Here is a 22315-nt window from a genome sequence, read left to right on the forward strand (position 1 = left end):
GTATAATTCCGCATCCGGCACACTGAAACTGAGTACCAAACCGGAAAGGGAGAATGCGTTCTCCCTTGAGTCTGATGGCAAACCTCATGTCCGCACAAAACGAGAAGATGCCACCCAATAAAAAACCAGGAAAATCAATTTATTGATTTTCGGCTGCTAACTAAAAAGAAGGAAAAACCACGCTTTTTCCTTCTTTTTCATCACGCTGAAGGGGGAATACGTTCTCCCTTTTTTATTGCCACCTGTTTTTGCTGCCTGCTCCGCGGCCTTTCCGTTCATCCACATTTCGCTGGCTTACGAAGCATTCACTGCTCCGGTTTCTTACACTGCTCGCCATAATACCCCAATGGAGAGCCTCATGATTGCCGTACTTTTTGAAGCCGAAACGCACCCTGATGCACAACCACGTTACCTGGAACTGGCTGAAGCCCTGAAACCGGAACTAAAAAACATTGATGGTTTCATTGCTATTGAACGTTTTCACAGCCTTAGCACACCAGGCAAGATTTTGTCACTCTCCTGGTGGCGCGATGCCGAAGCAGTGATCACATGGAAAAACCATATGTCACACCTGGCTGCACAGGAGGAAGGACGCCAGACAATTTTTGCCAGTTACCGAATTCGGGTGGCGGAGGTATTACGTGATTACTCGTTAAACGCAGGAGCACAACATAATGTTTGATATCCATCTGGTTCTGAATAATACGTCCGGCGCACTGGCAGCCATGGGTAAAATACTGGGTGAAAATGGAATTGGCCTGGAAGGCGGAGGGGTGTTTGCGGCTGAACGCATCAGCCACGCCCATTTTTTAGTTGAAGATGGTGAACAGGCGCAACAGGTACTGCAACAGGCCGGTTTTACCGTACTGGCAGTAACCCGGCCAGTGATTAGAAAATTAAAACAGGAAAAACCTGGCGAATTAGGTGCCATCGCCACAGTATTGTCAGACCATGACATTAATATTCTCGTGCAGTACAGTGACCACCATAATCGCTTAATTTTGCTGACAGATAACAATGCACAGGCCCGGGAAGTGACAACGCAATGGGATACCCCCACACCATGACACAAGCACAGGCAATACAGCCCAACACACTCTCTGTCGAACAACGTATTGCAGAGGTGGCCAGCGCCATCTCTGACGCTTCCCGTGCCACGATGCTCTGTGCCCTGATGGACGGACGAGCATGGACAGCAACCGAACTGAGCGCCACCACACATATTGCGGCATCGACCGCCAGCGCTCATCTGGCAAAACTGTTAAAAAGTGGGCTGGTGCAGTGCGTCACTCAGGGCCGCCACCGGTATTACCGGCTGGCCGGGCACGATATTGCGGCACTGCTCGAATCCATGATGTGCATTTCAACACAGCAGGTGCAGGCACCTGAAAGCCGTGCGCCGGCGATGTTGCGCCATGCCCGTACCTGCTACGATCACCTGGCGGGGGAGGTTGCGGTAAAGATTTACCAGTTCATGCGCCAGGCAGAATGGATAACCCCGGATGGCTGTGCATTAACCCCTAAGGGAACCCAGGCCTTTTTGCAGGCAGGGATCACGCTCAATACCGCCAGCAGGCGTAAACCCTGTGCGGCATGCCTGGACTGGAGCGAGCGGCAGTTTCATGCTGGTGGTGAAACTGGCGCGGCATTATTGCGTACTTTTGAACAAAACAACTGGCTGGTGCGTACGCCAGGTTACCGTGAAGTGACCATAACGCCTGCGGGGGAAAAAGCACTGCGGCGCATTTTTTACTTCTCCTGACCATCGCTACCGCACAGGCCGTTTTTATTACCATACCGCCTGTTTGCCCCTTCTGGTACACAAAGCCTTATGTAACGCGCCTGTTTCACTTTATAATCGCCCTGTTAACATTAAGGAGCCCAATAATGAAAGTAACGCGATTTTTTCTGATTGCCGGTATGGTTTTGATGGCGCTTGGCGGTATTGGCGGTGTGATGCTCGCCGGTTATACCTTTATTTTACATAGCCAGTAAGCCTGCGTTGCAGGCACCCGAACACCTGGTCCACTATTACTGCAGCCAGCGCTACCAGCACTGCCCCCTGAATAACGTAAGCGGTATTAAAACCGCTCAACCCCACAATAACCGGGGTGCCCAAGGTTTTCGCCCCCACTGTTGAGGCAATAGCAGCGGTACCAATATTGATAATGACCGATGTGCGGATACCTGCAATAATCACGGGTGCAGCCAGAGGTAACTCCACTTTCAGTAACACCTGACTGGGGCGCATCCCCATCCCCTGAGCCACTTCTTTGACTTCTGCCGGTACTGCATTCAGCCCGGCCAGTGTGCCCTGCAAAACCGGCAATAAACCATACAGAAACAGAGCCAGCATCGCGGGTTCGCTACCAAACCCCATTACCGGCACCGCTACTGCCAGCACTGCTACCGGGGGAAATGTTTGCCCTGCCGCCGCCAGTGTTTGAACCAGGTGACGAAAAGGCTCACCGGCCGGACGGGAGACCAGAATCCCCACGCCTCCCGCAACGAGAACAGCGCAGGCACTCGAAATTGCCACCAGAACCAAATGCGCCCATGCCAGTGAGATAAAGCTGGATTGCTGCCATACCGGGCGTTCCAGCGCCGGGAACAGGTAATGAAACAGCGGGCCACTGTATGGCATGCCAAACAACAGCCCGAGAAACAGCAGTACCAGCCAGAACAGAGGTGAGCGCAGCAGTGTGTTCATGGTGTCACACCCTGGTGAATCACATCCTGCAGATGCAGATTCCCTACTACTTCACCTGCGTCATTAACCACAGGCAGAACGGACCGTGCCTGCTGAATGAATGCAGACAACGCTTCACGCAAAGATAACGCCACAGTAACAGGCTGCCCGTCACTGGGTGCTTCCCCCTGGCGTACCAGGTTTTTCACCCGGTACAAACCTAACAGGCGAATACCCCGGTCGCTGTCACCAAAAAAACCACGAACAAAATCGCTGGCAGGCTGGCGCAACAAGGTATCCGGCGCACCCTGTTGCACCACTTTGCCGTTGTCCATCAAGACGAGATGGTCGGCAAGCGCCAGCGCTTCGTCAATATCATGAGTGACCAGAATGATGGTGCGCCCCTGGGCACGTTGCACCCGCAGGATCTCCTGTTGAAGGCTGCTACGGGTAACAGGATCCAGCGCGCCAAAAGGTTCATCCATTAATAACACTTCCGGGTCGGCTGCCAGTGCCCGTGCCACGCCAACCCGTTGTTGCTGGCCGCCTGAAAGCTGATGGGGATAACGCTGGTAAAACACCGCCGGATCCAGATTAAGTAACTCCAGTAACTCTATAACCCGGCTGTGTATTTTTTTACCCGACCAGTTCAGCAAACGTGGCACAGTGGCAATATTTTCAGCCACGGTCCAGTGAGGAAACAAGCCAATAGACTGAATGGCGTAACCCATACGCCGACGTAAAGTGGTAACCGGATGGCGGGTTACCGGTTCACCGGCAAAGCGAATCATGCCACTGTCAAAATCCACCATACGGTTAATCATTTTCAGCGTAGTGGATTTACCTGAACCGGATGTGCCCACCAGCACACTGAATGCCCCCTCGGCAAAATTCAGCGAAACATCACTGACAGCCGCTTTGCCATGAAAGGCTTTGGTGACATGTTCAAATTCAATCATGGTGATTATGCTCCAGCCGGTGAATAAGCAGGTTGAAAATGCGGTCGGCCAGCACTGCCAGTGCCACTACAGGGATAACGCCCAGCAGGACCAGTGACTGAGCGCTGGCAGATAACCCCTGAAAAATCAATGCGCCAAACCCACCAGCGCCAATCAGTGCCGCCACTACTGCCATGCCTGTAGTCTGCACTGTGACCACGCGTAAATTACGTAACAACACGGGTAATGCCAGCGGGACTTCGACCTGTACAAAACATTGCCATGGTGTCATACCATTTCCCTGTGCACTCTCTTTCACCGCCTGTGGCACTTGCTCCAGCCCTGCAACCACACCGCGCACCAGTGGCAACAACGCATATAACACCAGAGCGATGATCGCAGGCGCCACGCCTATGCCACTCACCCCCAAAGAGCCTAACCACGGCAATGCACTCCCCAGGGCCGAAAGTGGCGCTATCAGTAGTCCAAACATGGCGACAGAAGGTATGGTTTGAATCACATTCAGCACGCCGAACACAGAAGACTGCGCCTGCGGGGTACGGTGCAGATATAAACCCAGTGGAATGCCAATAACCAGCGCAGGCAGTAAGGTGCCGAATGTCAGTACCAGATGGCGCAGTAATGCATCATCAAACACAGATTTACGGTTGGCGTACTCTTTCAGCAAAGACAGGCCATCAAAATGGCCGGTATATAACAAGGCCAGCGGAATCAGCCACAATTGCAGGTAGAGTATGGCGCGCAGGGCGGGTTTCATGGAAAGGGTGCGTGCTGATTCACTAAACCCCATCAGGCTGATTGCCAGCACCAGCCAGGAGCCGCTTGCCAGTGATACTCTGGCATAAGGATGAGCCTCGCCCGCCAGGTGGTTCGCCCAAAAACCACAAGCGAACAGCCAGCCAACAAATAACACTTCGAATAACAGCAACACCACCGGGCGATGGTGCGGCAAGCTGAATACCAGCAGCACAACCGCTACCAGAAACAGCGCGGCTGTTGAATATGGCACCAGCCCGTCCAGCATTACAGGCTGGCCGCTCAGCAGGCGGTTGGGTGCCATGGTGAGTACAGGCAAACACAGCACGGTAATCACTAACAATGCCACCAGAACCCAGAGCACCGGGTTCTGACGAAAACGGCCAATAACGTTATGCCACAACCTAGTCAACAAAATGATGAGCCTTAAGCCAGGTCTGCGCCACTGTACCTGCATCCACACCTTCCACTGCAATACGGGCATTGAGTTGCTGCAAAGTTTTTTCATCCAGCGCGCCAAATACCGGTTTTAACCAGGCGGCAATACCGGGGTGTTCTTTAAGTACCGCTTCACGAATAACCGGAGCAGGTGCATAGACAGGCTGCGTACCTTTTGGGTCGCTCAGGGTGCGCAGCCCCAGTGCAGCTAACGGGCCATCGGTGCCATAAGCCATCGCGGCGTTCACACCTGAAGTATTTTGGGCGGCCGCTTTAATAGTCACGGCTGTATCACCACCTGCCAGAGACAATAACTGGTCTTGTGACAGGGTAAATCCATAGGCTTTTTCGAAAGCAGGCAGGGCATCAGGCCGTTCAATAAATTCGGCAGAAGCCGCCAGTTTGAATGTGCCCCCCTCTTTCAGGTAACGACTCAGGTCATTAAGGGAGGTGAGATGGTTTTTCTCGGCTACATCGTCACGTACCGCAATGGTCCAGGTATTGTTCGCCGGAGCGGGTGTCAGCCAGACCAGGTGGTTTTTCGCCGCATCCAGTTGTTTGACTTTTTCATAACCCTGTTGCGGGTTTTTCCAGGCAGGGGAACTGGCCTCATTAAAGAAAAAGGCACCGTTCCCGGTATATTCAGGGTAAATATCCAGCGCACCTGAGATAATTGCGCCACGCACTACCGGTGTTGTTCCCAACTGGATTTTATTCTCTGTTTTCACACCATGAGCATTCAGTACTTGCAGAATAATATTCCCCAGTAATGCGCCTTCCGTATCAATTTTCGAACCGACTTTCACCGGGCCAGCTGCCTGTGCGGGTAAAGCCATAACCAGTACAGTGCCCAGTAAACATGATGACCACAGGGTGCTTGTTTTCATTTTCTCTCCGTTTCTCTGTTCGTCAACTGCATGAAAAATAAGGATAGCGGAATATCTCTGTAAGTGGACGCCGGGCAGAAAAATCTGTGCGTAAAACAAAACGGGCCATCACCTGGCACGGTGACAGCCCGTTACTAACGGTAACGCCATGGTTTACAGCAAGTCAAATGAACCTTGTTTCACCCGCTCAGAATCCAGGCCGATAAAGACGTTGAATTTGCCCGGCTCCGCGACATATTGCATGCGGGCATTCCAGAACTTCAGTGCATTGATATCGACCGGGAAGCTGACGGTCTGGGTTTCGTGAGGTTTGAGGGTTACTTTCTTAAACCCGCGTAACATTTTTACCGGGCGGCTCATACTGGCGGTAACATCCTGCAAATAGAGCTGCACTACGGTTGCCCCTTCCCGGTCGCCGGTGTTGGTGACAGTCACACTCGCCGTAACCGTTCCATCCCGTTTCATAACCGGTGAGGACATTTTTACGTCGGACACCTGAAACGTGGTGTAACTCAGGCCATAGCCGAAGGGGAACAGCGGGCCGTTTGCTTCATCGAAATAGTGTGACGTGTATTTATCCGGTTTTTCCGGGTTATAAGGCCGGCCAGTATTCAGGTGGCTGTAATAAACTGGAATTTGCCCAACTGAACGCGGGAAAGACATGGGTAATTTGCCTGAAGGGTTGTAGTCGCCAAACAGCACATCAGCGATGGCATTGCCCCCTTCTGTTCCGGCGAACCAGGTTTCCAGCATCGCATCTGCCTGCTGTTGTTCTTTCACCAGCGCCAGCGGGCGGCCATTCATCAGAACCAGCACCAGCGGTTTACCGGTTGCTTTCAGCGCGGCAATCAGGTCGCGCTGGCTTTGTGGAATGGTAATATTGGTTCTGCTGGATGCTTCATGAGCCATTCCCTGCGATTCTCCCACAACCGCCACGACAACATCGGCGCTTTTCGCTGTGTTCACGGCTTCGTCTATCATGGCCTGTGGTGAACGCGGGTCCTGTTGCACGGCTTTCTCATAAGAGTTCAGGAAATCAATAATGCCCTGGTGGTTAGAAATATTGGCGCCACGCGCGTAAACAATGTGCGCACTGTTGCCTGCGGCATTTTTAATCCCCTGCAATACACTCACTGACTGGCTGGCGACACCTGCAGCCGACCAACTGCCCATCATGTCTCGCTGGCTGTCGGCCAGTGGTCCAATAACCGCAATGGTACCCTGTTTTTTCAGCGGCAGTGTGTGCAGGCGGTTTTTCAGGAGCACCAGACTTTCACGAGCAACTTCCCGGGCTTCTTTGCGATGCAGACGGCTTTCTGCGTTGGTATCGACCGGGTCGCTACCTTTCGGGCCAAGGTGAACATAGGGATCGTTAAATAACCCCATATCATATTTTACGTTCAGCACATGGCGTGTAGCGTCATCGAGCTCCGCCATAGTGACCGCGCCACTTTTAATCAGACCGGGTAAGTATTTACTGTAGTATTCATCTCCCATGCTCATGTCTATACCGGCTTTGAGCGCGATGCGCACGGCGTCTTGCGGATCACTGGCCACGCCGTGGTTAATTAACTCTTTGATTGCACCATGATCGGAGATAGTAATGCCCTTAAAGCCCCACTCTTTGCGCAGCACATCTTTAAGTAACCAGGAGTCGGAAGTCGCCGGGGTGCCATTCAGTGAATTCAGGGCAATCATCACCCCGCCACTGCCGGCATCCAGCCCGGCTTTATAAGGCGGTAAATAGTCGTTGAATAACCGCTGAGGGCTCATATCCACTGTGTTGTACTCTTTACCACCCTCTACCGCGCCGTATGCGGCGAAGTGTTTCACACTGGTCATGACTGAGTAACGGTCTGCCGGGCTTTTCCCCTGCATAGATTCAACCATGGTGCTGCCCATTATGGATGTGAGATAAGTATCTTCACCGAACCCTTCGGATACCCGCCCCCAGCGAGGGTCGCGGCTCACATCCACCATAGGCGCCCAGGTCATATTCAGACCGTCATCGGCGGCTTCCCAGGCAGAAATACGCCCCACAGTCCGCACTGCGTCAAGGTCAAAGGTGGAAGCCAGCCCCAGGCTTATTGGGAAGACGGTGCGCTGACCATGCACCACATCATAGGCAAAAAACAGAGGGATTTTCAGGCGGCTGAGTTGCATCACCTGATCCTGCATTTTACGAATATCCGGGCGGGTTACTGTATTAAAGATGGCTCCTACATGCCCTTCTTTAATCATTTCACGAATTTTTTCTTTTGGGTTATCTGGCCCGACGCTAATCAACCTGAGCTGGCCGATTTTTTCATCGACAGTCATTTTCTTGAGCAGGCTGGTGACAAAAGCATCACGCGCCTGGGTGGTCATGGGATGGGGACCAAACAAATCATCGGCCAGTGCAGGTTGCAGAGCAAGGCTTACTGCAATCCCAACAGAACAAAGCCATTTCATAAGTTGACTCTCAGGTTAAGGCGGAGCCTGGCTGACGCCGCACAGAAAAATAAAAAACGCAGTTTGCCACAAGCTGGAATGAGTAAGAAATAAGATAATCCAGATATATCCATCTGTTTTGCAAAATCACTCTCCACAAATTGATTTTTTCGGCGCTATGCTTAATGCCGATATTTGTTCATCACAGGAGTGGGACATGTCTTACGTTGTAAAATCGAAACACCTGGCCTTTATAACTGAACTCAAACATCTGGTAGGCGCTCATCATGTTCTTACTGATCCGGCACGCACGGCGCGCTACCGTAAAGGCTTCCGTTCTGGTGAGGGAGAGGCTCTCGCCGTGGTGTTTCCTGGCTCGCTCCTGTCTTTATGGCAGGTACTCAAGGCTTGTGTCGCCACTGACAAAATCATTCTGATGCAGGCAGCCAACACCGGTTTAACGGAAGGTTCCACCCCAAATGGTAACGATTATGACCGTGATATTGTCATTATCAGTACCTTGCGTCTGAACAAACTTCACTTACTGGATAACGGCCTGCAAGTAGTGGCCTGGCCGGGAACCACATTGTACCAACTGGAAAAAGCACTGAAACCCCTGGGGCGCGAACCCCATTCTGTGATTGGATCTTCCTGTATTGGTGCATCGGTTATGGGTGGTGTGTGCAACAACTCTGGTGGTTCCTTAGTGCAACGCGGCCCGGCTTACACCGAAATGGCTTTGTATGCGCAAATTGACAGCCAGGGGCAGTTGCATTTGGTTAACCACCTGGGTATTGACCTGGGTGAAACACCTGAACAAATTCTGTCGCGCCTGGATGATGAAAAAATCCCCCCCGAACGAATACAACATGATGAGCGGCGTGCTTCTGATAACGACTACCAACACCGGGTACGCCAGGTCGATGCCAACACGCCTTCACGCTACAACGCCGACCCTGACCGGTTGTTTGAAGCTTCCGGTTGTGCAGGGAAACTGGCGGTTTTTGCTGTGCGTCTCGATACCTTTGCCGCCGAAAAACAACAACAGGTGTTTTATATCGGCACCAATCAGACACAGGTGCTGACCGAGTTACGTCGCCATATGCTGGCTGAATTTACCCACCTCCCGGTAGCCGGAGAATATATGCACCGGGATATCTACGATATTGCCCAAACCTACGGTAAAGATACCTTCCTGATGATAGACAAACTGGGCACCGATAAGATGCCAGCGTTGTTCAGCCTCAAGGGCCGTACCGATGCCATACTGGAAAAACACCACCTGTTTAAACCCCATTTCACTGACCGTTTTATGCAAAAAATCAGTGGTTATTTTCCCAACCATTTACCTTCAAGAATGCAGGAGTGGCGCCAGAAATATGAGCACCACTTGTTACTAAAAATGGCCGGTGATGGTATTGCCGAAGCGCAAAATTTCCTGGAACGTTATTTTCACGATGCCGAAGGCGACTTTTTTGTCTGTACCCCGGAAGAAGGGGCGAAAGCCTTTTTACACCGGTTTGCAGCTGCCGGGGCGGCGATACGTTACCATGCGGTTCATGCAGATGAAGTTGAGGATATTCTGGCACTGGATATTGCCCTGCGCCGTAATGACACCGACTGGTTTGAACACCTGCCAGCAGAACTGAACAGCCAGATACTGCACAAGCTCTACTACGGGCACTTTATGTGCCATGTGTTCCATCAGGACTATATTGTGAAAAAAGGCGTTGATGTCCACGCACTTAAAGAGCAGATGCTGGTTCTGTTACGTGAGCGTGGCGCGCAATACCCGGCAGAACATAATGTTGGGCATTTATACGCAGCACCACCTGCCCTGCAAGCCTTCTACAAGAAAAACGACCCTACCAACAGTATGAACCCGGGGATTGGTAAAACCAGTAAACTGAAAAACTGGCAGGCTCCACAGAAAACACCCAACGAGCAAGGTTAAGTTGATACACCTGGCGGTTACCCGCCAGGTGCCAAACAGCTTATTCCTCTGTCTGAGTCAGTTCGTTACTTGCCATATCGGTAGCTTTCTCTTGCTTATAAGCCAGTGCGGCCGCAGGTACTGGCATCGCCTTCCCGGTCTCCAGCCAGGTACGAATCCGGCTGGCATCAGCAAAGTGGGTGTATTTCCCGAACGCATCCAAAACCACCAGCGCCACCGGACGCTTATTGATTACAGTACGCATCACCAGACAGTGGCCAGCTTTATCGGTATAGCCGGTTTTGGTGAGCTGAATATCCCAGTTATTCCGGAAGATAAGGTGGTTAGTATTACGAAATGGCAGGCTGTAGTTCGGGTGACTGAACTGCGCTTCATCTTCCTTTGTGGTGCTGAGTTCACCAATCAGTGGGTACTGGCGGCTTGCCATCACCAGCCTGGACAGATCCCGTGCGGTTGACACGTTGCTCGGCGATAACCCGGTAGGCTCTACATAATGTGTGTGGGTCATACCCAATGCCCGCGCTTTGGCATTCATGGCGCGAATAAAAGCATCGTATCCACCCGGGTAATGCGCGGCAAGACTTGCTGCGGCACGGTTTTCTGAAGACATCAAAGCCAGTAGCAACATATTGCGACGGCTGATTTCACTGTTGAGCTTGACCCGTGAAAAAACACCACGCATTTCCGGTGTATGGCTGATATCCACAGACAACATATCATTCATGGGCTGGTGGGCATCCAGTACCACCATCGCCGTCATCAGTTTGGTGAGCGACGCAATAGGCCTTACCTTGTCCGGGTGGCTGGCATAAAGCACTTTGCCATCGGCAAGGTCAACCACCATGGCGCTCCCTGAGGCAATTTGTGGCTGGCTGGCTGCCACGGCATGAGAGACTGGTTTGGCTCGCGCAGTGGCATGATGTGCAGTGGTACGCGCCACTTTATGTGATGCGTGGTGTACCGTTTTCTTTGCCTCCGCCTTTTTGCTGGCAGTGGCGTGTTTTGTATGAGCTGTGTGATGAACTGTTTTATGTGTTTTTGTATGGGTAACAGTGCCTGTTGCCTGCCCGGCAAACACATAAGGCACCGCACTAAAAAGAGCGACACTAAGCAAAGTAAGGCGAATATTTTTATGCATGGCAACAAATTCAACAGGGTTATCTCTGCGCGATACTACGCACACCGCGCTCTGGAAAGGCGCTGGCGCCAGAATAATACTCCGCAGTCTGTGGTAACCGCCAGCGAAGATTCGTTATTAAATACTGCAATTTATTCTCTAAAAAACAATTTGAGCCAGGGCGTCAGTGTCAGCGCCTGGCGCGCCCCTGGTTGGCGGAGTATAAAAGCGGAATTCGGGGATAAAAGCTGTGCAGCACAACAGGCGAAAACAGGTTAACCGGGGCCAGACAGCCCCGGTATAAACAACGACTGGCACTAACTGAATAACCGGTAACCATAGCCCCACAGCAGGACGGTAATAGCCAGTAACACTTCGAGCACCAGTATCCCTATTGCCAGCGTGGAACTGGAGAAGTTAATCCCTTCAGATTTACTGATATTCAGGAACGCAGGAATGCCCACATAGAGCAGATAGCCTGTGTAAAACAACGCAACCGTGCCAATTAATGCACATAACCAGACGACCGGCCACAACCCAACCACGCCGCTTAACATCAAGGGTGTCGCCACATAACCGGCAAACACCATACAACGTTTAAATGCTGGCCTGTCCGGATAATAACGGGCCATCCACCAAATAACTCGCCCCATTAATGCCACACCCGCCAGGATAAGAGCATAGAATACCACCGCCAGTACCAGGGCGGTTGAAGGCATTAGTTTTACGGCAATATCATTTCCGAAACGCCAGCCAAACTGAGTGGTACCAATAAATGTGCACAAAACGGGTACAGCGGCCATTAATAAGACATGGTGTGTATAATGGTGGGAGACAGTTTCATTTTCCTGTTTAATCGACTGCATTTCGCGTTCGGGATGGGACATCAGCCCCCAGACATGGTTCATAAATCCCCCTGATGTACTGGAACGATAAACGCGCTACCCTTATCAGGTAAGCAGCTTCAGGGCATAACGCCAAACGTTGCCCCATAGACTGCATGTATCATTAGTATAATGCATGTTGAAATTTTGTTTATTTTTTGCACATATCTGGTTAATAGTAAGAAACGATGGGCCCGGTATGGAAGAACGAGAACCCCTAACACGATGGATATACATAGTCTTATCAGTCAGTACGGTTATGCGGCACTCTTGATTGGCAGCCTGGCAGAGGGAGAAACCATAACCCTGTTAGGCGGCGTGGCGGCGCATCAAGGGTTGTTAAAATTTCCTTTCGTTGTGCTCTGTGTTGCCCTTGGCGGTATGCTGGGTGACCAGGTACTCTACCTGGTAGGCCGGCATTACGGAACACGCGTGCTCTATCGTTTTCGAAAACACCGCAAGCATATCTCACGCGCCCGCAAGATAATAATCAACCACCCGTACCTGTTCGTGATTGGCTCTCGCTTTATGTACGGGTTTCGCGTTATTGGCCCGATACTGATTGGCATCAGCCGTTTGCCACCGCGTATTTTTTTCCCTCTGAATATTCTTGGTGCGGCTATTTGGGCAACACTGTTCACCACGCTGGGTTATCTGGGTGGGGAAGTTGTGATGCCGTGGTTACACCAATTTAATAGCCAGATAAAACACCTGATTTGGCCTGCGATGCTCCTGGTGGTTGTCGCGCTGATTATCTGGCGGTTCTGGTGGCAAAAAAAACGCCATAAGCATGCCAAAAAATAATCACCAGGGATTGATTGCCGCAGAGCAGCAAAACATTGCATCCTGGCGGTATGCGCGCTAGCATCACCACCACTAATGGGAGGCGATATGACTATCAAAGAAAATGATTTCAGAAAAATTGATTTGAACCTGTTAGTGGCTTTTGCTGTGCTTTACCGTGAGCAAAGTGTTTCTCTGGCCGCAGATAAGCTGCACCTGGGGCAGCCTGCAGTAAGTGGTTCGCTGGCAAGGCTTCGGGAAATGTTTGATGACCCGCTGTTTATTCGTAGTGGGCACCGGATGCAACCCACTGCCCGGGCGGACGCACTCCACTGCGAATTAATGCCCCTGCTGGAGCAGTTGCAGTCAACGCTATTCCACCCGTCAGATTTTAACCCGGCAACGGCCAGGGCTACCATTACGCTTGGCATGGCAGACTGGGTTGAAACCTGGCTGATGCCGGTATTATTCCCCCTGGTTCGCCAACAGGCTCCAGGGTTCCAGTTAAACGTAATCGCCAGCGACTCGTTCACCGACCAGAGCAACCTGGAAGGGGGAGAGATGGATATGGTGGTGAATATGGCTGAAGGCGGGCCACGCTGGCTGGAAAGCACACCTTTACTGGCAATACCTTTTGTCGCGCTCTGGCACCCACAGCAAGTGCCGTTGAAGGGCCCGTTAACCCAGGACGATTACCTGGCGTGGCCGCATTTTGCCGTGAGCAACCGCGAAGCAGTCAGCAGCCAGGTTGATACCCGGCTAGCCAAACAGGGTCTGGCCCGCCAGATTAGCTATACCACAGCGCATTTTGCCGCACTGCCCGGCCTGCTGTGCAGCCAGCCAGGAATTGCGACTGTCCCTGCGGCGCTGGCTCCGCTCTGGCAGGCGCACTGGGGTCTAAGCGCCAGCCCGGTTCCGGTGGACATTCCCCCGGCACAACTCGCCTTAAGCTGGCACCAGCGCCATAATAGCGACCCGGCACTGATGTGGTTGCGGGACCTGATGAGTCACCATTTGGCGAAGTATTCATTAAAGCAGGCGGCCTGAGCGCCTGATGAAGTTATAACTGTTCAATCGCCTGGCGAATAGCCGCGGAAGTGTTCAGTGTGCGCACGGTCGCGAATAATTCACTGGCCTGTGAGTAATTTTTCCGCAAATAGCCCAGCCATTGTTTGATTCGCGCGACATGGTACATTCCGGTATCGCCCTGCTTTTCCAGACGGCAGTATTTTTTCAGTAACTGGATAACATCTGGCCAGGGCATGGCGGGCTCCCCGTATTTAATCACACGGCTAATGTTCGGTACATTCAGTGCCCAGCGCCCCACCATAATAGCGTCACACCCGGTTTGAGCCATACAGGCAAGGGCACTGGCCTGGTCACGTATTTCGCCATTAGCAATAACCGGAATATGCAGCCGTTCACGAATCCTGCCAATGGCGGCCCAGTCTATACGTTCTGCCCGGTAGCCATCCTCTTTGGTTCGCCCATGCACCACCAGTTCCGTTGCGCCAGCCTGTTGTACGGCATCAGCAATTTCTATGCTGTGTTGCGATGAATCCCACCCCAGGCGAACTTTAACTGTGACTGGCAGGTGCGCTGGCACCGCTTCCCGCATGGCTTTCGCCCCCAGGTAAATCAGCTCCGGGTCTTGTAGCAACGTTGCCCCACCGCCACTGCCATTCACCACTTTAGACGGACATCCGCAATTCAGGTCAACGCCCCAGGAGCCCAGTTCAACAGCGCGCGCCGCATTTTCAGCCAGCCATTGCGGGTACTGCCCGAGCAACTGAATACGCACCCGGGTGCCAGAAGGTGTACGGCTCTGGTTAGCCAGTTCCGGGCAAATGCGCTGGAATGATTTTACTGGCAGGCAACTATCCACCACACGTAAAAACTCCGTGATGCATAGATCATAATCATTCACCTCCGTAAGCAGTTCCCGCACCAGTGCATCAAGAACCCCTTCCATTGGTGCCAGTAAAACGCGCATAGTATCATCCACCCAGCCAAAGAGGCGCTATGTTAGCCTGACACCTGGTGGGTGACAAACCGGAAATGCGCTTCGTTAACACCTGGCTGAGTTGTTTCTTTGAAAGAGTAATTAATACTGTCCTTTTGCGACTCCAGAACAGATAACATACCTGAGAGGTTTCATGAAAATAGGCGCTAAAAATGAAAATGGGGAAATACAGCATCTGGAAGTGTCATCGTTGATTATCACGCTCAGCAATGGTGAAACAATTGAAATAACCGATGAGAACAAAAGTCGTCCCATCGATGTACCTGAAGGTGTGATAGTGTGGGGAGGTAAAATGCCTGAGGAGGGTGCAACTTTAGATAAACTAAAAAACACGACCCGCGGTTTGGGGGTATATCCACTGGCCTCGAATATGGTGCACATATTCCCCTATTCTTTCAGGAAGTAAACCCATTCTGTTGAATTCCGGTAGATTAACAGTATGAATACGGGTATTTTAACATGAGGTTAATTGTATCAGGCGCAGCTTTATCTGGCGTTCGGCCTTAAAAGGTTGAGAGTTACCGGTTTTGATATGGGTGTCGAATCCTTATACAAAACACGAGGTAACTCTCATGCTTCATACTACTAATCCCGTCATCAAACACAAAGCCGGTTTACTCAATCTGGCTGAAGAACCCAGTAACGTATCGAAAGCCTGCAAAATCATGGACGTTTCGCGTGATACGTTTTATCGTTACCGCGAACTGGCCGATGAAGGCGGTGTGGATGCGCTGATTAATCGTAGTCGCCGCGCACCTAGCCTCAAGAACCGTGCCGATGAGGCAACTGAACAGGCTGTTGTTGATTACGCCGTCGCTTTCCCGGCACACGGACAGCACAGGACCAGCAACGAGCTGCGTAAACACGGCGTTTTTATCTCCGGCAGTGGTGTCCGTTCTATCTGGTTACGCCATAACCTTGAGAATTTCAAGAAACGGCTGAAAGCACTGGAAGAAAAAGTGGCCCGTGATGGCATTGAACTGACCGACAGCCAGATCGCAGCACTGGAGCGTAAAGCCAGTGATGACGAAGCCTGCGGAGAAATCGAAACTGCTCATCCGGGATATCTGGGTTCGCAGGGCACGTTCTATGTAGGCAACCTGAAAGGTGTCGGGCGTATTTATCAGCAGACGTTCGTTGATACGTACTCGAAAGTGGCTCACTGTAAGCTTTACGTCACCAAAACACCGATTACTGCGGCCGCCAGTTCATTCTCGCGTACTGAGGAGGTCATCTGTTGCTGTTGTTTACTGCGCCAGTTGTAGAGCCAGGATTCATACAGGCTGAGTTCACGGGCGGCGGCAGCAACACCGATGCGTTCAGCGAGTTTCAGGGCTTCATCGCGGAATTCGGGCGTGTACTGTTTACGGGCCGTTTTGCTGGTTGATGCTGGTTTTGTCATGAGTAATCACCTCTGGTTGAGAGTTTACTCACTTAGTTGCGTGTCCACTAATGGTGGGGAGGATCATATAACTCATTGTAGGCAGTAATTTTATATAAAAATTATTACTGAAAAAACTCACTATTAACAGGGGGAAGCCCTATTCCAGTAATATGATTGTCCAAAACAATCATGACGTGCTGCTACTGAAAGTATAGTCTTTCTATATATTCAATAAGAGTAAATGCATATGTCGGAGATGGAGTGCAATGTTCTGACATGGGGTTGTTATTTAATTTAATGGTAAAGAGTTCCTGCTCTGATCTTTGGTTTTTGTTATCAAACATTAAAAATTACCCATAACGATAAAATATATTAATGTCAGGTTCAAGGCGTAGCCGTGTGGCAGTATATGAGCGTTAGCTCATAAGGTAAATATATTTTCCAAAAAGAATGGAAAGCAAAAAAAATAAATTCGTACTGAATGATGAGGTAAATTTTATTTTCTTAAAATAAAAATTGCATATATTAACTATCACGAAAATAAAGTGATAATAAAAATAGCCGCAGGGCAAGCAGTGTTAGGTTCTGGAGTGACCGTAGTGGGATAACAAACTACCAATTTTTCTTCATTAGTGAAAGCATGTTGAAAGAAGAATCCACTTCTTTTAGGTGGTGGAGAAGTCAAAACTAAATGTATGTCCAAGTCAGAAGCAACTGTTAAGATCGTTAGTGTCGGGTATGCACAAGTTGAAGTGATCTGGTATGTGGATAGCTCATAGACTATACAAACCCCTGAAATTTATGTGAGAATGTATGCTCAAATAAACATCATAAGTAAAGGGAAGTTATGACAGAAAAAATTCATTTCTACGCACCAGCATCACACGACTACATAAGCCCTACGCTGCTTTGGTCAGTAGCCCGTATGACAATCAATCATGATGGTGCTAAGTGGTTAGAAACTCAGTGGGTTGGTGATCGAGACTTTCAGGGGGTAGCCCTTTATACCTCTGTTCTGGATGCAGCAATAGCGGCAGAAGTGCTAAATCAGAGTGATACACATTCAGAATGGAAAGTTTATCCACTTTCTGATTTAAACATCACTGAAATGATGATTTCAATGAAAGCCCATCAGAAAGAAGAATACAATGTCATGATTGTATTTGGATACTCAATAGACGATTTCAGAAATCTTGAATTCTATACTGATCTTTATCATAGCCTGCAATTCCCTGATTCATTCCCTATCAGCGAAGGATTAGACCCTGTAAATAATAAAGTAATTCTCAATTTTGGCACATCTAATTTTGAGTATATAAATGACTATTGGCACGAAGAATTTACAAGCTATTGTGAATATATCGAAGTTGTCAATGCGCAGCCTTTCGATTACATCAAAGAACATGCTCATCACGCTGTAGAATCTGCACAAGTAACCAGAACTCCTGTTGCGGGTTCCAAATCCCAATTCTGTGTTAGCACATACTCAATAGAAAAACAGATGTGGATCGTGTCTTCATCAGCTATTCACGGAACTAAACCAGCTAACAATCTTCATTAAGGATAATATATGGCAACTGGTCATTTTTTACGTATAGGTGACAAGACAACATGTGGCGGAACCATACTTTCAGGCTCCCCAAATCACAGCTTTGGAGGGATTGCGACTGCGAGAAATGGTGATTCTGTATCATGTGGCAAAGATGGGAAAACTTATCATATAGCGGGTGGCATTCCTACTTACACAATTCACGGAGTTTCAGCAGCAGGTACTTTGCATAGTCGTAGTACCTGCCCCTGTAACGCAAATTTCATTTCTTCGTTTCCAAATGCTTCCTATTGGGTCGAGGAAAAGAAAGCAGCTAAGGCTACTACTGTAGTTGCCGCTGCCCCTGCTCCTTTGGTAGCTCCCGTACCAGATAAAGTAGAAGAACCTATACAACATGCTCAGACAGCTAAAAAGCCTCATCAAAAGAAACGTGAACCAGTAGATGCTGGTTTTTGTGTCCTGCCTTATGGTGCTGAAACTGGAGCTTATGAAAGATTCTTATTTGAAGGTAGTTCACCAGCAGGGACAAAAGAACTTTATCGTTCTTTGAATGGAGATAGTAAGGAATATAAAGCGGGTTCTATCATGCTTCTTGTTGATCCAGAGAAACAAGACAGTGATCAGATCGCTCATATGCAAGCAGCCAAACAACGCATTGATACAGCGTTAGAGCCTCTTACTCATAAAGAAGCTAACTTTCTGCATACCCACTATGCAACTATAGCTAACTTCTCTAGCATCGCTGATAAAGGAATTGGCCTTGCTGCTGATCCAGTAGGAAAGTATTTCGAGAACATAGAAAGGATTCTCAAAGAGATTCAAGAAACATATAAAAACACCTATATGACAAGAGGTGCTTTGATTGGTGAGCAGTTCTATGTAAAACGTGCTCAACTGTTTAAGGAACTTGATCGAGAATTAAAAGTAGGCTTCCTTAATAAAGCTATGAAATTTGGTGAATACACTAAAATAAAAAATGCTCTTGGCCTGTCTACTAGTTCTATTACTCATAAATGGAATGAAACAGGGATCAAGGATATTGAAGGTTATGCAACTCACTTAGAACGATCCGCTAAATATGTTAAAGCAATGCGATACACTGGTTATGTGGGAATAGGTTTTAGTGCCCTTCACTCAATGAATGAAATAAATGAGGCTTGTTCTGTTGGTCGAGAAGCTGAATGTACGCAGAAAAAATATACTGAAATAAGTAGCTTTGTTGGTGGTACTGGTGGAGGTATCCTTGCAGGTGGTATAGCTGTTCCACTATGTATAGCTATTGGTGTTGGAACTGCTGGCGTAGGTGGTTTAGCATGTGCTGTTATAGCAGGTGGCACATTAGGTTACGTAGGGGGTGAGGCTGGCGGTTGGGGTGGAGAAAAAGTAGGAAGCACTCTTTATAATGTTATCGAAGGTTCGAAATGAAATCGATAGACATGATCATATTATGCTTAGCTGCAACATTTGTAGCTTCACTAGCATTTTATCTTATCTATGGTAAATTTACAGAGCGTAAATTCGATCTCATTGCTGATAAGTTCAAAAAACAGTTTGGGTATACGCCTTTTTCTATGACTGTTGGTAAAGGTGGTAGTTTTTTCTTTTGGGGGTATAAGGAATCTTTTCTTATGAGCGCTCTTATCTTCCCTAAGTTCCCAGCAACAAAAAGGACACTGAAAGAAGAAGAAATTTCATTCTTTAAAAATCTAAAGACTAATGAGATCTCTTGGTTCTATATAAAATACACAGCTTTGATTATAGGGTTGATAAGTTTTATTAGCTTATTGATCATCCTTAAAATGCAATCAAATTAACTAAAAAGTAGCTCTTATGGTAATCCCCCCATTTTTAACGGAGGTGATAAGTAGAATCAGGCCATGCGTTGAATATGCTGCATCGGCGTGAAGCCATTCAGTGCCATATTCGGACGTTCATGATTATAAAACCATTGCCACTGCGTGGCATAGCCCTGCAATTCGTCCAGTGAGTTAAACAGGTGCTGGCCCAGCCAGTCATAACGTACCGTCCGGTTATATCGCTCAATCCAGGCATTCTGTTGAGGTTTGCCAGGCTGAATAAAACGAAGCGTTATATTCTGCTTAGCTGCCCATGACATCAGTACCTTGCTGGTATATTCTGGCCCGTTATCGCATCGTATTTCTGCCGGTTTACCTTTCCATTCAATGAGTTGCTCGAGAGTCTTCACTACACGATTTTCTGGCAGGGAAAAATCCACTTCAATCGCCAGTGCTTCACGATTAAAGTCATCAATGACATTCAGTAAACGGACGGAGCGACCATCTGATAGCTGATCATGCATGAAGTCCATCGACCAGCATTCGTTGCGACTTTCTGGCACCGTCAGCGGTTCAGGTTTATCCCGTTTCAGTCTTTTTTTCGGCTTTATTCGCATGTTCAGCGACAGTTCACAGTAAATTCGGTACACCCTTTTGTGGTTGAAGCGGAAGCCTTTTACGTTGCGCAGGTACAAAAAGCACAGACCAAACCCCCAGTTGCGCTGACTGCCAGTGATGCGGAGCAGCCAGTCGGCAATGACCTCATTTTCCTCATTCAGTTGAGGCTGATAGCGATAGCAACTTTCGCTGACAACAAACAACTGGCAGGCAAAACTTATGCTGATATTCCGGCTCCTGACTGCATCCTGCGCCATCTGCTTTCGACTCGATGGCTTCACCACTTTTTTGCCATGGCTTCCTGAATGATTTCGGCTTTGAGGCGCTCCTCCGCATACATTTTTTTGAGGCGGCGGTTTTCATCTTCCAGTTCTTTCAGACGGGTCATCATGGAGGCATCCATCCCGCCAAAACGCGAACGCCACTTATAGAAACTGGCATTGCTCATGCCATGTTCACGACATAGTTCAGCCACCGGAGTTCCGGACTCAGCTTGCTTCAGAATGGACATGATCTGGCTGTCGGTAAAACGTGACTTTTTCATAGAGATCTCCCCGGTTCAGATTACGAGAAAATTCTACTTATAAACACACCAGTTTTTCGGGGGGATTACCTCAGGGCGTGAAGCGGACATTCATTGTAGCGTTGAAAAAAGTGCTGTTTTTGCATATAGCACCTGTTAACTTGAATCATGATGAAAACACACTCTGTATTATTCTATTCAATGATTATTATCACCTGTCTGATTCAGGTGGGATAACATTCGCCATTTTCCCGCCGGTAAGGCGGACCTTACCGGCAATAATCCAGTGAGGTACACAATGGGCACCGATACAGTAACAAGATTAGGAAAACCCACTCTGCATCTTGTATGTGGGAAGATAGCATCAGGTAAATCCACATTATCAGCGAAACTCGGTAACGCGCCGGGAACCATAATTGTATCTGAGGATCAATGGCTTGCTGCACTCTATTCAGATGCGTTGTATTCAGTGGCGGATTATGTGCAGTGTTCGCTAAAGCTAAAAGGCGCCATGAAACCCCACCTGGTGTCATTGCTCAAAGCGGGTTTATCAGTAGTTCTGGATTTCCCGGCAAACACGCGAACAAACCGCGAATGGATGATGAGTATCATTAAGGAATCAGGTGCCAGTCATCTCCTGCATTTTCTGAGAGTGTCTGATGAAGTATGTAAAGCCCGATTACGCGCCCGTAACGAAGAAGGTACGCACGATTTTGCAGCTACAGACCAACAATTTGAGGTCATAACGAGTTATTTCTCTGCGCCAGCACCTGACGAAGGATTTGATGTTATTGAATACAAATAAATTTCTTGTCTGTTTCTAAGCTGCCCCGCTGGCGGCTTTAGATTCGAATGACAATACCTGACACAAAGCGGACTGGTATCATCATTCGTGCAACTCGCTTTTAATAGCGCCACTTGCGCCTCGTTGACAAAATAAAGAAATGCGCTTTATTTAAGGCCGGAGATTACCGGCGCGGGATTTTATTGCAGCAATGAGGCCGGTGTGCTGCGTTGTCTTTTATATTCTTATCGGTAAAGCGAAAATACCCCATTTTCACCCGGTTCCATGCACTGGCGGCAAACTGAGCGCCAAGACGGTCAAGCACCTTTTCTACCGCATCCACACTGCATTGCGCGGCATCATAAACAAAAGTTAAGCTTGCAGAGGCTGACGAGTATTCCACTGTTTCCATACCCGCTAATTGCCGGATTTCACTAACCAGTGCGTCGGCCTGATCTTCGCTCACACCGGAAAGCTTCAATTTACGGGTGACCCGGTTAACATCATTAGCACCAGACTGGTGAGTAATACTGCTCATTTATACCTCTTGCGTTATTTAAGCCCACACGCTGGGATGCCCCCGGCCTGAAGCACATGGGCTTACACCAAAAAACGCGGTTAACCAATGCCGCCAGTATACAAGTGTATGGCTATTATCACACATAGCAGATGATGACAAAACCTGTGCCGTCCTGACACAGCACAGGTTCGTAATGCACAACCGTTTGATTACAATTACAG

22 protein-coding genes and 2 pseudogenes are annotated in these 22315 nt (G+C 49.1%); 13 read left to right on the forward strand and 11 right to left on the reverse strand.

The window, feature by feature from the left end:
* Positions 1 to 358: 358 nt before the first annotated feature.
* The 4 genes from MPHASIOC01_RS12145 to MPHASIOC01_RS12160 all read left to right on the forward strand — a co-directional run bounded on the left by MPHASIOC01_RS12145 (position 359) and on the right by MPHASIOC01_RS12160 (position 1995).
* Positions 359 to 682: an antibiotic biosynthesis monooxygenase gene (locus tag MPHASIOC01_RS12145; protein ID WP_064594968.1), complete on the forward strand. Its 324-nt coding sequence runs from the start codon at positions 359 to 361 to the stop codon at positions 680 to 682.
* Positions 675 to 1067, forward strand: coding sequence for an amino acid-binding protein (locus tag MPHASIOC01_RS12150; protein ID WP_353614735.1), 393 nt, complete (start codon positions 675 to 677; stop codon positions 1065 to 1067). Before MPHASIOC01_RS12145 ends, MPHASIOC01_RS12150 begins: the two co-directional genes overlap by 8 nt.
* A complete protein-coding gene (locus tag MPHASIOC01_RS12155; protein WP_353614736.1) occupies positions 1064 to 1762 on the forward strand; it encodes a metalloregulator ArsR/SmtB family transcription factor in 699 nt (232 codons plus the stop codon). Before MPHASIOC01_RS12150 ends, MPHASIOC01_RS12155 begins: the two co-directional genes overlap by 4 nt.
* A gap of 125 nt (positions 1763 to 1887) precedes the next feature.
* Positions 1888 to 1995, forward strand: coding sequence for a protein YohO (locus MPHASIOC01_RS12160; RefSeq protein WP_036114808.1), 108 nt, complete (start codon positions 1888 to 1890; stop codon positions 1993 to 1995).
* Here the strand turns inward: MPHASIOC01_RS12160 and MPHASIOC01_RS12165 are convergent.
* The 5 genes from MPHASIOC01_RS12165 to bglX form a co-directional block, all read right to left on the reverse strand.
* Positions 1976 to 2710, reverse strand: a complete 735-nt coding sequence (locus tag MPHASIOC01_RS12165; protein WP_064594974.1) for an ABC transporter permease — start codon at positions 2708 to 2710, stop codon at positions 1976 to 1978. The two genes, MPHASIOC01_RS12160 and MPHASIOC01_RS12165, sit on opposite strands and share 20 nt — an antisense overlap.
* Positions 2707 to 3648: an ABC transporter ATP-binding protein gene (locus tag MPHASIOC01_RS12170; protein WP_064594975.1), complete on the reverse strand. Its 942-nt coding sequence runs from the start codon at positions 3646 to 3648 to the stop codon at positions 2707 to 2709. Before MPHASIOC01_RS12170 ends, MPHASIOC01_RS12165 begins: the two co-directional genes overlap by 4 nt.
* Complete coding sequence (locus tag MPHASIOC01_RS12175; protein ID WP_353614737.1) at positions 3641 to 4819, reverse strand: ABC transporter permease; 1179 nt, start codon at positions 4817 to 4819, stop codon at positions 3641 to 3643. The genes MPHASIOC01_RS12170 and MPHASIOC01_RS12175 overlap by 8 nt, the downstream gene beginning before the upstream one ends.
* Positions 4809 to 5729, reverse strand: a complete 921-nt coding sequence (locus MPHASIOC01_RS12180; protein WP_064594977.1) for an ABC transporter substrate-binding protein — start codon at positions 5727 to 5729, stop codon at positions 4809 to 4811. Before MPHASIOC01_RS12180 ends, MPHASIOC01_RS12175 begins: the two co-directional genes overlap by 11 nt.
* 153 nt (positions 5730 to 5882) lie before the next feature.
* Positions 5883 to 8180: a beta-glucosidase BglX gene (bglX, locus tag MPHASIOC01_RS12185; RefSeq protein ID WP_064594979.1), complete on the reverse strand. Its 2298-nt coding sequence runs from the start codon at positions 8178 to 8180 to the stop codon at positions 5883 to 5885.
* Between the two features lie 196 nt (positions 8181 to 8376).
* On the opposite strand from bglX, the gene dld reads away from it, so the two are divergent.
* Positions 8377 to 10113 carry a D-lactate dehydrogenase gene (gene dld / locus MPHASIOC01_RS12190; protein WP_353614738.1) on the forward strand — a complete coding sequence of 579 codons (1737 nt, stop codon included), beginning with the start codon at positions 8377 to 8379 and terminating at the stop codon, positions 10111 to 10113.
* 40 nt (positions 10114 to 10153) lie between these two features.
* Here dld and pbpG read toward each other — a convergent pair whose 3' ends face one another.
* A complete protein-coding gene (pbpG, locus tag MPHASIOC01_RS12195) occupies positions 10154 to 11251 on the reverse strand; it encodes a D-alanyl-D-alanine endopeptidase (protein WP_269448051.1) in 1098 nt (365 codons plus the stop codon).
* Between the two features lie 296 nt (positions 11252 to 11547).
* Complete coding sequence (locus MPHASIOC01_RS12200; RefSeq protein ID WP_064594985.1) at positions 11548 to 12138, reverse strand: Yip1 family protein; 591 nt, start codon at positions 12136 to 12138, stop codon at positions 11548 to 11550.
* Positions 12139 to 12339: 201 nt separating this feature from the next.
* Between MPHASIOC01_RS12200 and MPHASIOC01_RS12205 the strand changes: the two genes are divergently transcribed.
* Both MPHASIOC01_RS12205 and MPHASIOC01_RS12210 read left to right on the forward strand, forming a co-directional pair.
* Positions 12340 to 12918 carry a DedA family protein gene (locus MPHASIOC01_RS12205; protein ID WP_064594987.1) on the forward strand — a complete coding sequence of 193 codons (579 nt, stop codon included), beginning with the start codon at positions 12340 to 12342 and terminating at the stop codon, positions 12916 to 12918.
* Between the two features lie 87 nt (positions 12919 to 13005).
* Positions 13006 to 13944, forward strand: coding sequence for a LysR family transcriptional regulator (locus tag MPHASIOC01_RS12210; protein ID WP_353614739.1), 939 nt, complete (start codon positions 13006 to 13008; stop codon positions 13942 to 13944).
* Positions 13945 to 13957: 13 nt separating this feature from the next.
* Here MPHASIOC01_RS12210 and dusC read toward each other — a convergent pair whose 3' ends face one another.
* Positions 13958 to 14890, reverse strand: coding sequence for a tRNA dihydrouridine(16) synthase DusC (dusC, locus tag MPHASIOC01_RS12215; RefSeq protein ID WP_353614740.1), 933 nt, complete (start codon positions 14888 to 14890; stop codon positions 13958 to 13960).
* A gap of 163 nt (positions 14891 to 15053) precedes the next feature.
* Here dusC and MPHASIOC01_RS12220 point away from each other — a divergent pair, with 163 nt between their 5' ends.
* Positions 15054 to 15326, forward strand: coding sequence for a hypothetical protein (locus tag MPHASIOC01_RS12220; RefSeq protein WP_064594993.1), 273 nt, complete (start codon positions 15054 to 15056; stop codon positions 15324 to 15326).
* A 166-nt stretch (positions 15327 to 15492) separates the two neighbouring features.
* A pseudogene (locus MPHASIOC01_RS12225) lies at positions 15493 to 16122 on the forward strand (helix-turn-helix domain-containing protein); the annotation flags it as partial.
* Here the strand turns inward: MPHASIOC01_RS12225 and MPHASIOC01_RS12230 are convergent.
* A pseudogene (locus MPHASIOC01_RS12230) lies at positions 16113 to 16322 on the reverse strand (transposase); the annotation flags it as partial. The pseudogenes MPHASIOC01_RS12225 and MPHASIOC01_RS12230 overlap by 10 nt on opposite strands.
* Before the next feature lie 829 nt (positions 16323 to 17151).
* Here MPHASIOC01_RS12230 and MPHASIOC01_RS12235 point away from each other — a divergent pair.
* The 3 genes from MPHASIOC01_RS12235 to MPHASIOC01_RS12245 are packed head-to-tail and all read left to right on the forward strand — an operon-like array spanning position 17152 to position 19667.
* The gene (locus MPHASIOC01_RS12235; RefSeq protein WP_353614741.1) at positions 17152 to 17865 is read left to right on the forward strand and encodes a hypothetical protein; all 714 of its coding nucleotides are present in this window, start codon (positions 17152 to 17154) and stop codon (positions 17863 to 17865) included.
* A gap of 9 nt (positions 17866 to 17874) precedes the next feature.
* A complete protein-coding gene (locus tag MPHASIOC01_RS12240; protein WP_064594998.1) occupies positions 17875 to 19278 on the forward strand; it encodes a PAAR domain-containing protein in 1404 nt (467 codons plus the stop codon).
* Positions 19275 to 19667: a hypothetical protein gene (locus MPHASIOC01_RS12245; protein ID WP_231889149.1), complete on the forward strand. Its 393-nt coding sequence runs from the start codon at positions 19275 to 19277 to the stop codon at positions 19665 to 19667. Before MPHASIOC01_RS12240 ends, MPHASIOC01_RS12245 begins: the two co-directional genes overlap by 4 nt.
* Positions 19668 to 19723: 56 nt before the next feature.
* Here MPHASIOC01_RS12245 and MPHASIOC01_RS12250 read toward each other — a convergent pair.
* Positions 19724 to 20811 (reverse strand): IS3 family transposase gene (locus MPHASIOC01_RS12250; RefSeq protein ID WP_353614742.1). Its coding sequence is split into 2 segments (ribosomal slippage): positions 19724 to 20559 and positions 20559 to 20811, totalling 1089 coding nucleotides; the frame shifts between segments, so codons are not numbered across the junction.
* 277 nt (positions 20812 to 21088) lie between these two features.
* On the opposite strand from MPHASIOC01_RS12250, the gene MPHASIOC01_RS12255 reads away from it, so the two are divergent.
* Positions 21089 to 21595 (forward strand): ATP-binding protein, encoded by a 507-nt coding sequence (locus MPHASIOC01_RS12255; RefSeq protein ID WP_353614743.1) that lies wholly within the window; start codon positions 21089 to 21091, stop codon positions 21593 to 21595.
* A gap of 163 nt (positions 21596 to 21758) precedes the next feature.
* On the opposite strand, the gene MPHASIOC01_RS12260 is transcribed toward MPHASIOC01_RS12255, so the two are convergent.
* Positions 21759 to 22112: a cation transporter gene (locus MPHASIOC01_RS12260; RefSeq protein ID WP_353614744.1), complete on the reverse strand. Its 354-nt coding sequence runs from the start codon at positions 22110 to 22112 to the stop codon at positions 21759 to 21761.
* Positions 22113 to 22315: the final 203 nt, after the last annotated feature.

This window comes from Mangrovibacter phragmitis, from assembly GCF_040429585.1.
Classification (GTDB): domain Bacteria; phylum Pseudomonadota; class Gammaproteobacteria; order Enterobacterales; family Enterobacteriaceae; genus Mangrovibacter; species Mangrovibacter phragmitis.

Bases quoted from the DNA above. Each gene is read 5' to 3' on its own strand.
- MPHASIOC01_RS12145 (WP_064594968.1), top strand. From the start codon at position 359: ATGATTGCCGTACTTTTTGAAGCCGAAACGCACCCTGATGCACAACCA.
- MPHASIOC01_RS12150 (WP_353614735.1), top strand. From the start codon at position 675: ATGTTTGATATCCATCTGGTTCTGAATAATACGTCCGGCGCACTGGCA.
- MPHASIOC01_RS12155 (WP_353614736.1), top strand. From the start codon at position 1,064: ATGACACAAGCACAGGCAATACAGCCCAACACACTCTCTGTCGAACAA.
- MPHASIOC01_RS12160 (WP_036114808.1), top strand. From the start codon at position 1,888: ATGAAAGTAACGCGATTTTTTCTGATTGCCGGTATGGTTTTGATGGCG.
- MPHASIOC01_RS12165 (WP_064594974.1), bottom strand. From the start codon at position 2,710: ATGAACACACTGCTGCGCTCACCTCTGTTCTGGCTGGTACTGCTGTTT.
- MPHASIOC01_RS12170 (WP_064594975.1), bottom strand. From the start codon at position 3,648: ATGATTGAATTTGAACATGTCACCAAAGCCTTTCATGGCAAAGCGGCT.
- MPHASIOC01_RS12180 (WP_064594977.1), bottom strand. From the start codon at position 5,729: ATGAAAACAAGCACCCTGTGGTCATCATGTTTACTGGGCACTGTACTG.
- bglX (WP_064594979.1), bottom strand. From the start codon at position 8,180: ATGAAATGGCTTTGTTCTGTTGGGATTGCAGTAAGCCTTGCTCTGCAA.
- dld (WP_353614738.1), top strand. From the start codon at position 8,377: ATGTCTTACGTTGTAAAATCGAAACACCTGGCCTTTATAACTGAACTC.
- pbpG (WP_269448051.1), bottom strand. From the start codon at position 11,251: ATGCATAAAAATATTCGCCTTACTTTGCTTAGTGTCGCTCTTTTTAGT.
- MPHASIOC01_RS12200 (WP_064594985.1), bottom strand. From the start codon at position 12,138: ATGAACCATGTCTGGGGGCTGATGTCCCATCCCGAACGCGAAATGCAG.
- MPHASIOC01_RS12205 (WP_064594987.1), top strand. From the start codon at position 12,340: ATGGATATACATAGTCTTATCAGTCAGTACGGTTATGCGGCACTCTTG.
- MPHASIOC01_RS12210 (WP_353614739.1), top strand. From the start codon at position 13,006: ATGACTATCAAAGAAAATGATTTCAGAAAAATTGATTTGAACCTGTTA.
- dusC (WP_353614740.1), bottom strand. From the start codon at position 14,890: ATGCGCGTTTTACTGGCACCAATGGAAGGGGTTCTTGATGCACTGGTG.
- MPHASIOC01_RS12220 (WP_064594993.1), top strand. From the start codon at position 15,054: ATGAAAATAGGCGCTAAAAATGAAAATGGGGAAATACAGCATCTGGAA.
- MPHASIOC01_RS12235 (WP_353614741.1), top strand. From the start codon at position 17,152: ATGACAGAAAAAATTCATTTCTACGCACCAGCATCACACGACTACATA.
- MPHASIOC01_RS12240 (WP_064594998.1), top strand. From the start codon at position 17,875: ATGGCAACTGGTCATTTTTTACGTATAGGTGACAAGACAACATGTGGC.
- MPHASIOC01_RS12245 (WP_231889149.1), top strand. From the start codon at position 19,275: ATGAAATCGATAGACATGATCATATTATGCTTAGCTGCAACATTTGTA.
- MPHASIOC01_RS12255 (WP_353614743.1), top strand. From the start codon at position 21,089: ATGGGCACCGATACAGTAACAAGATTAGGAAAACCCACTCTGCATCTT.
- MPHASIOC01_RS12260 (WP_353614744.1), bottom strand. From the start codon at position 22,112: ATGAGCAGTATTACTCACCAGTCTGGTGCTAATGATGTTAACCGGGTC.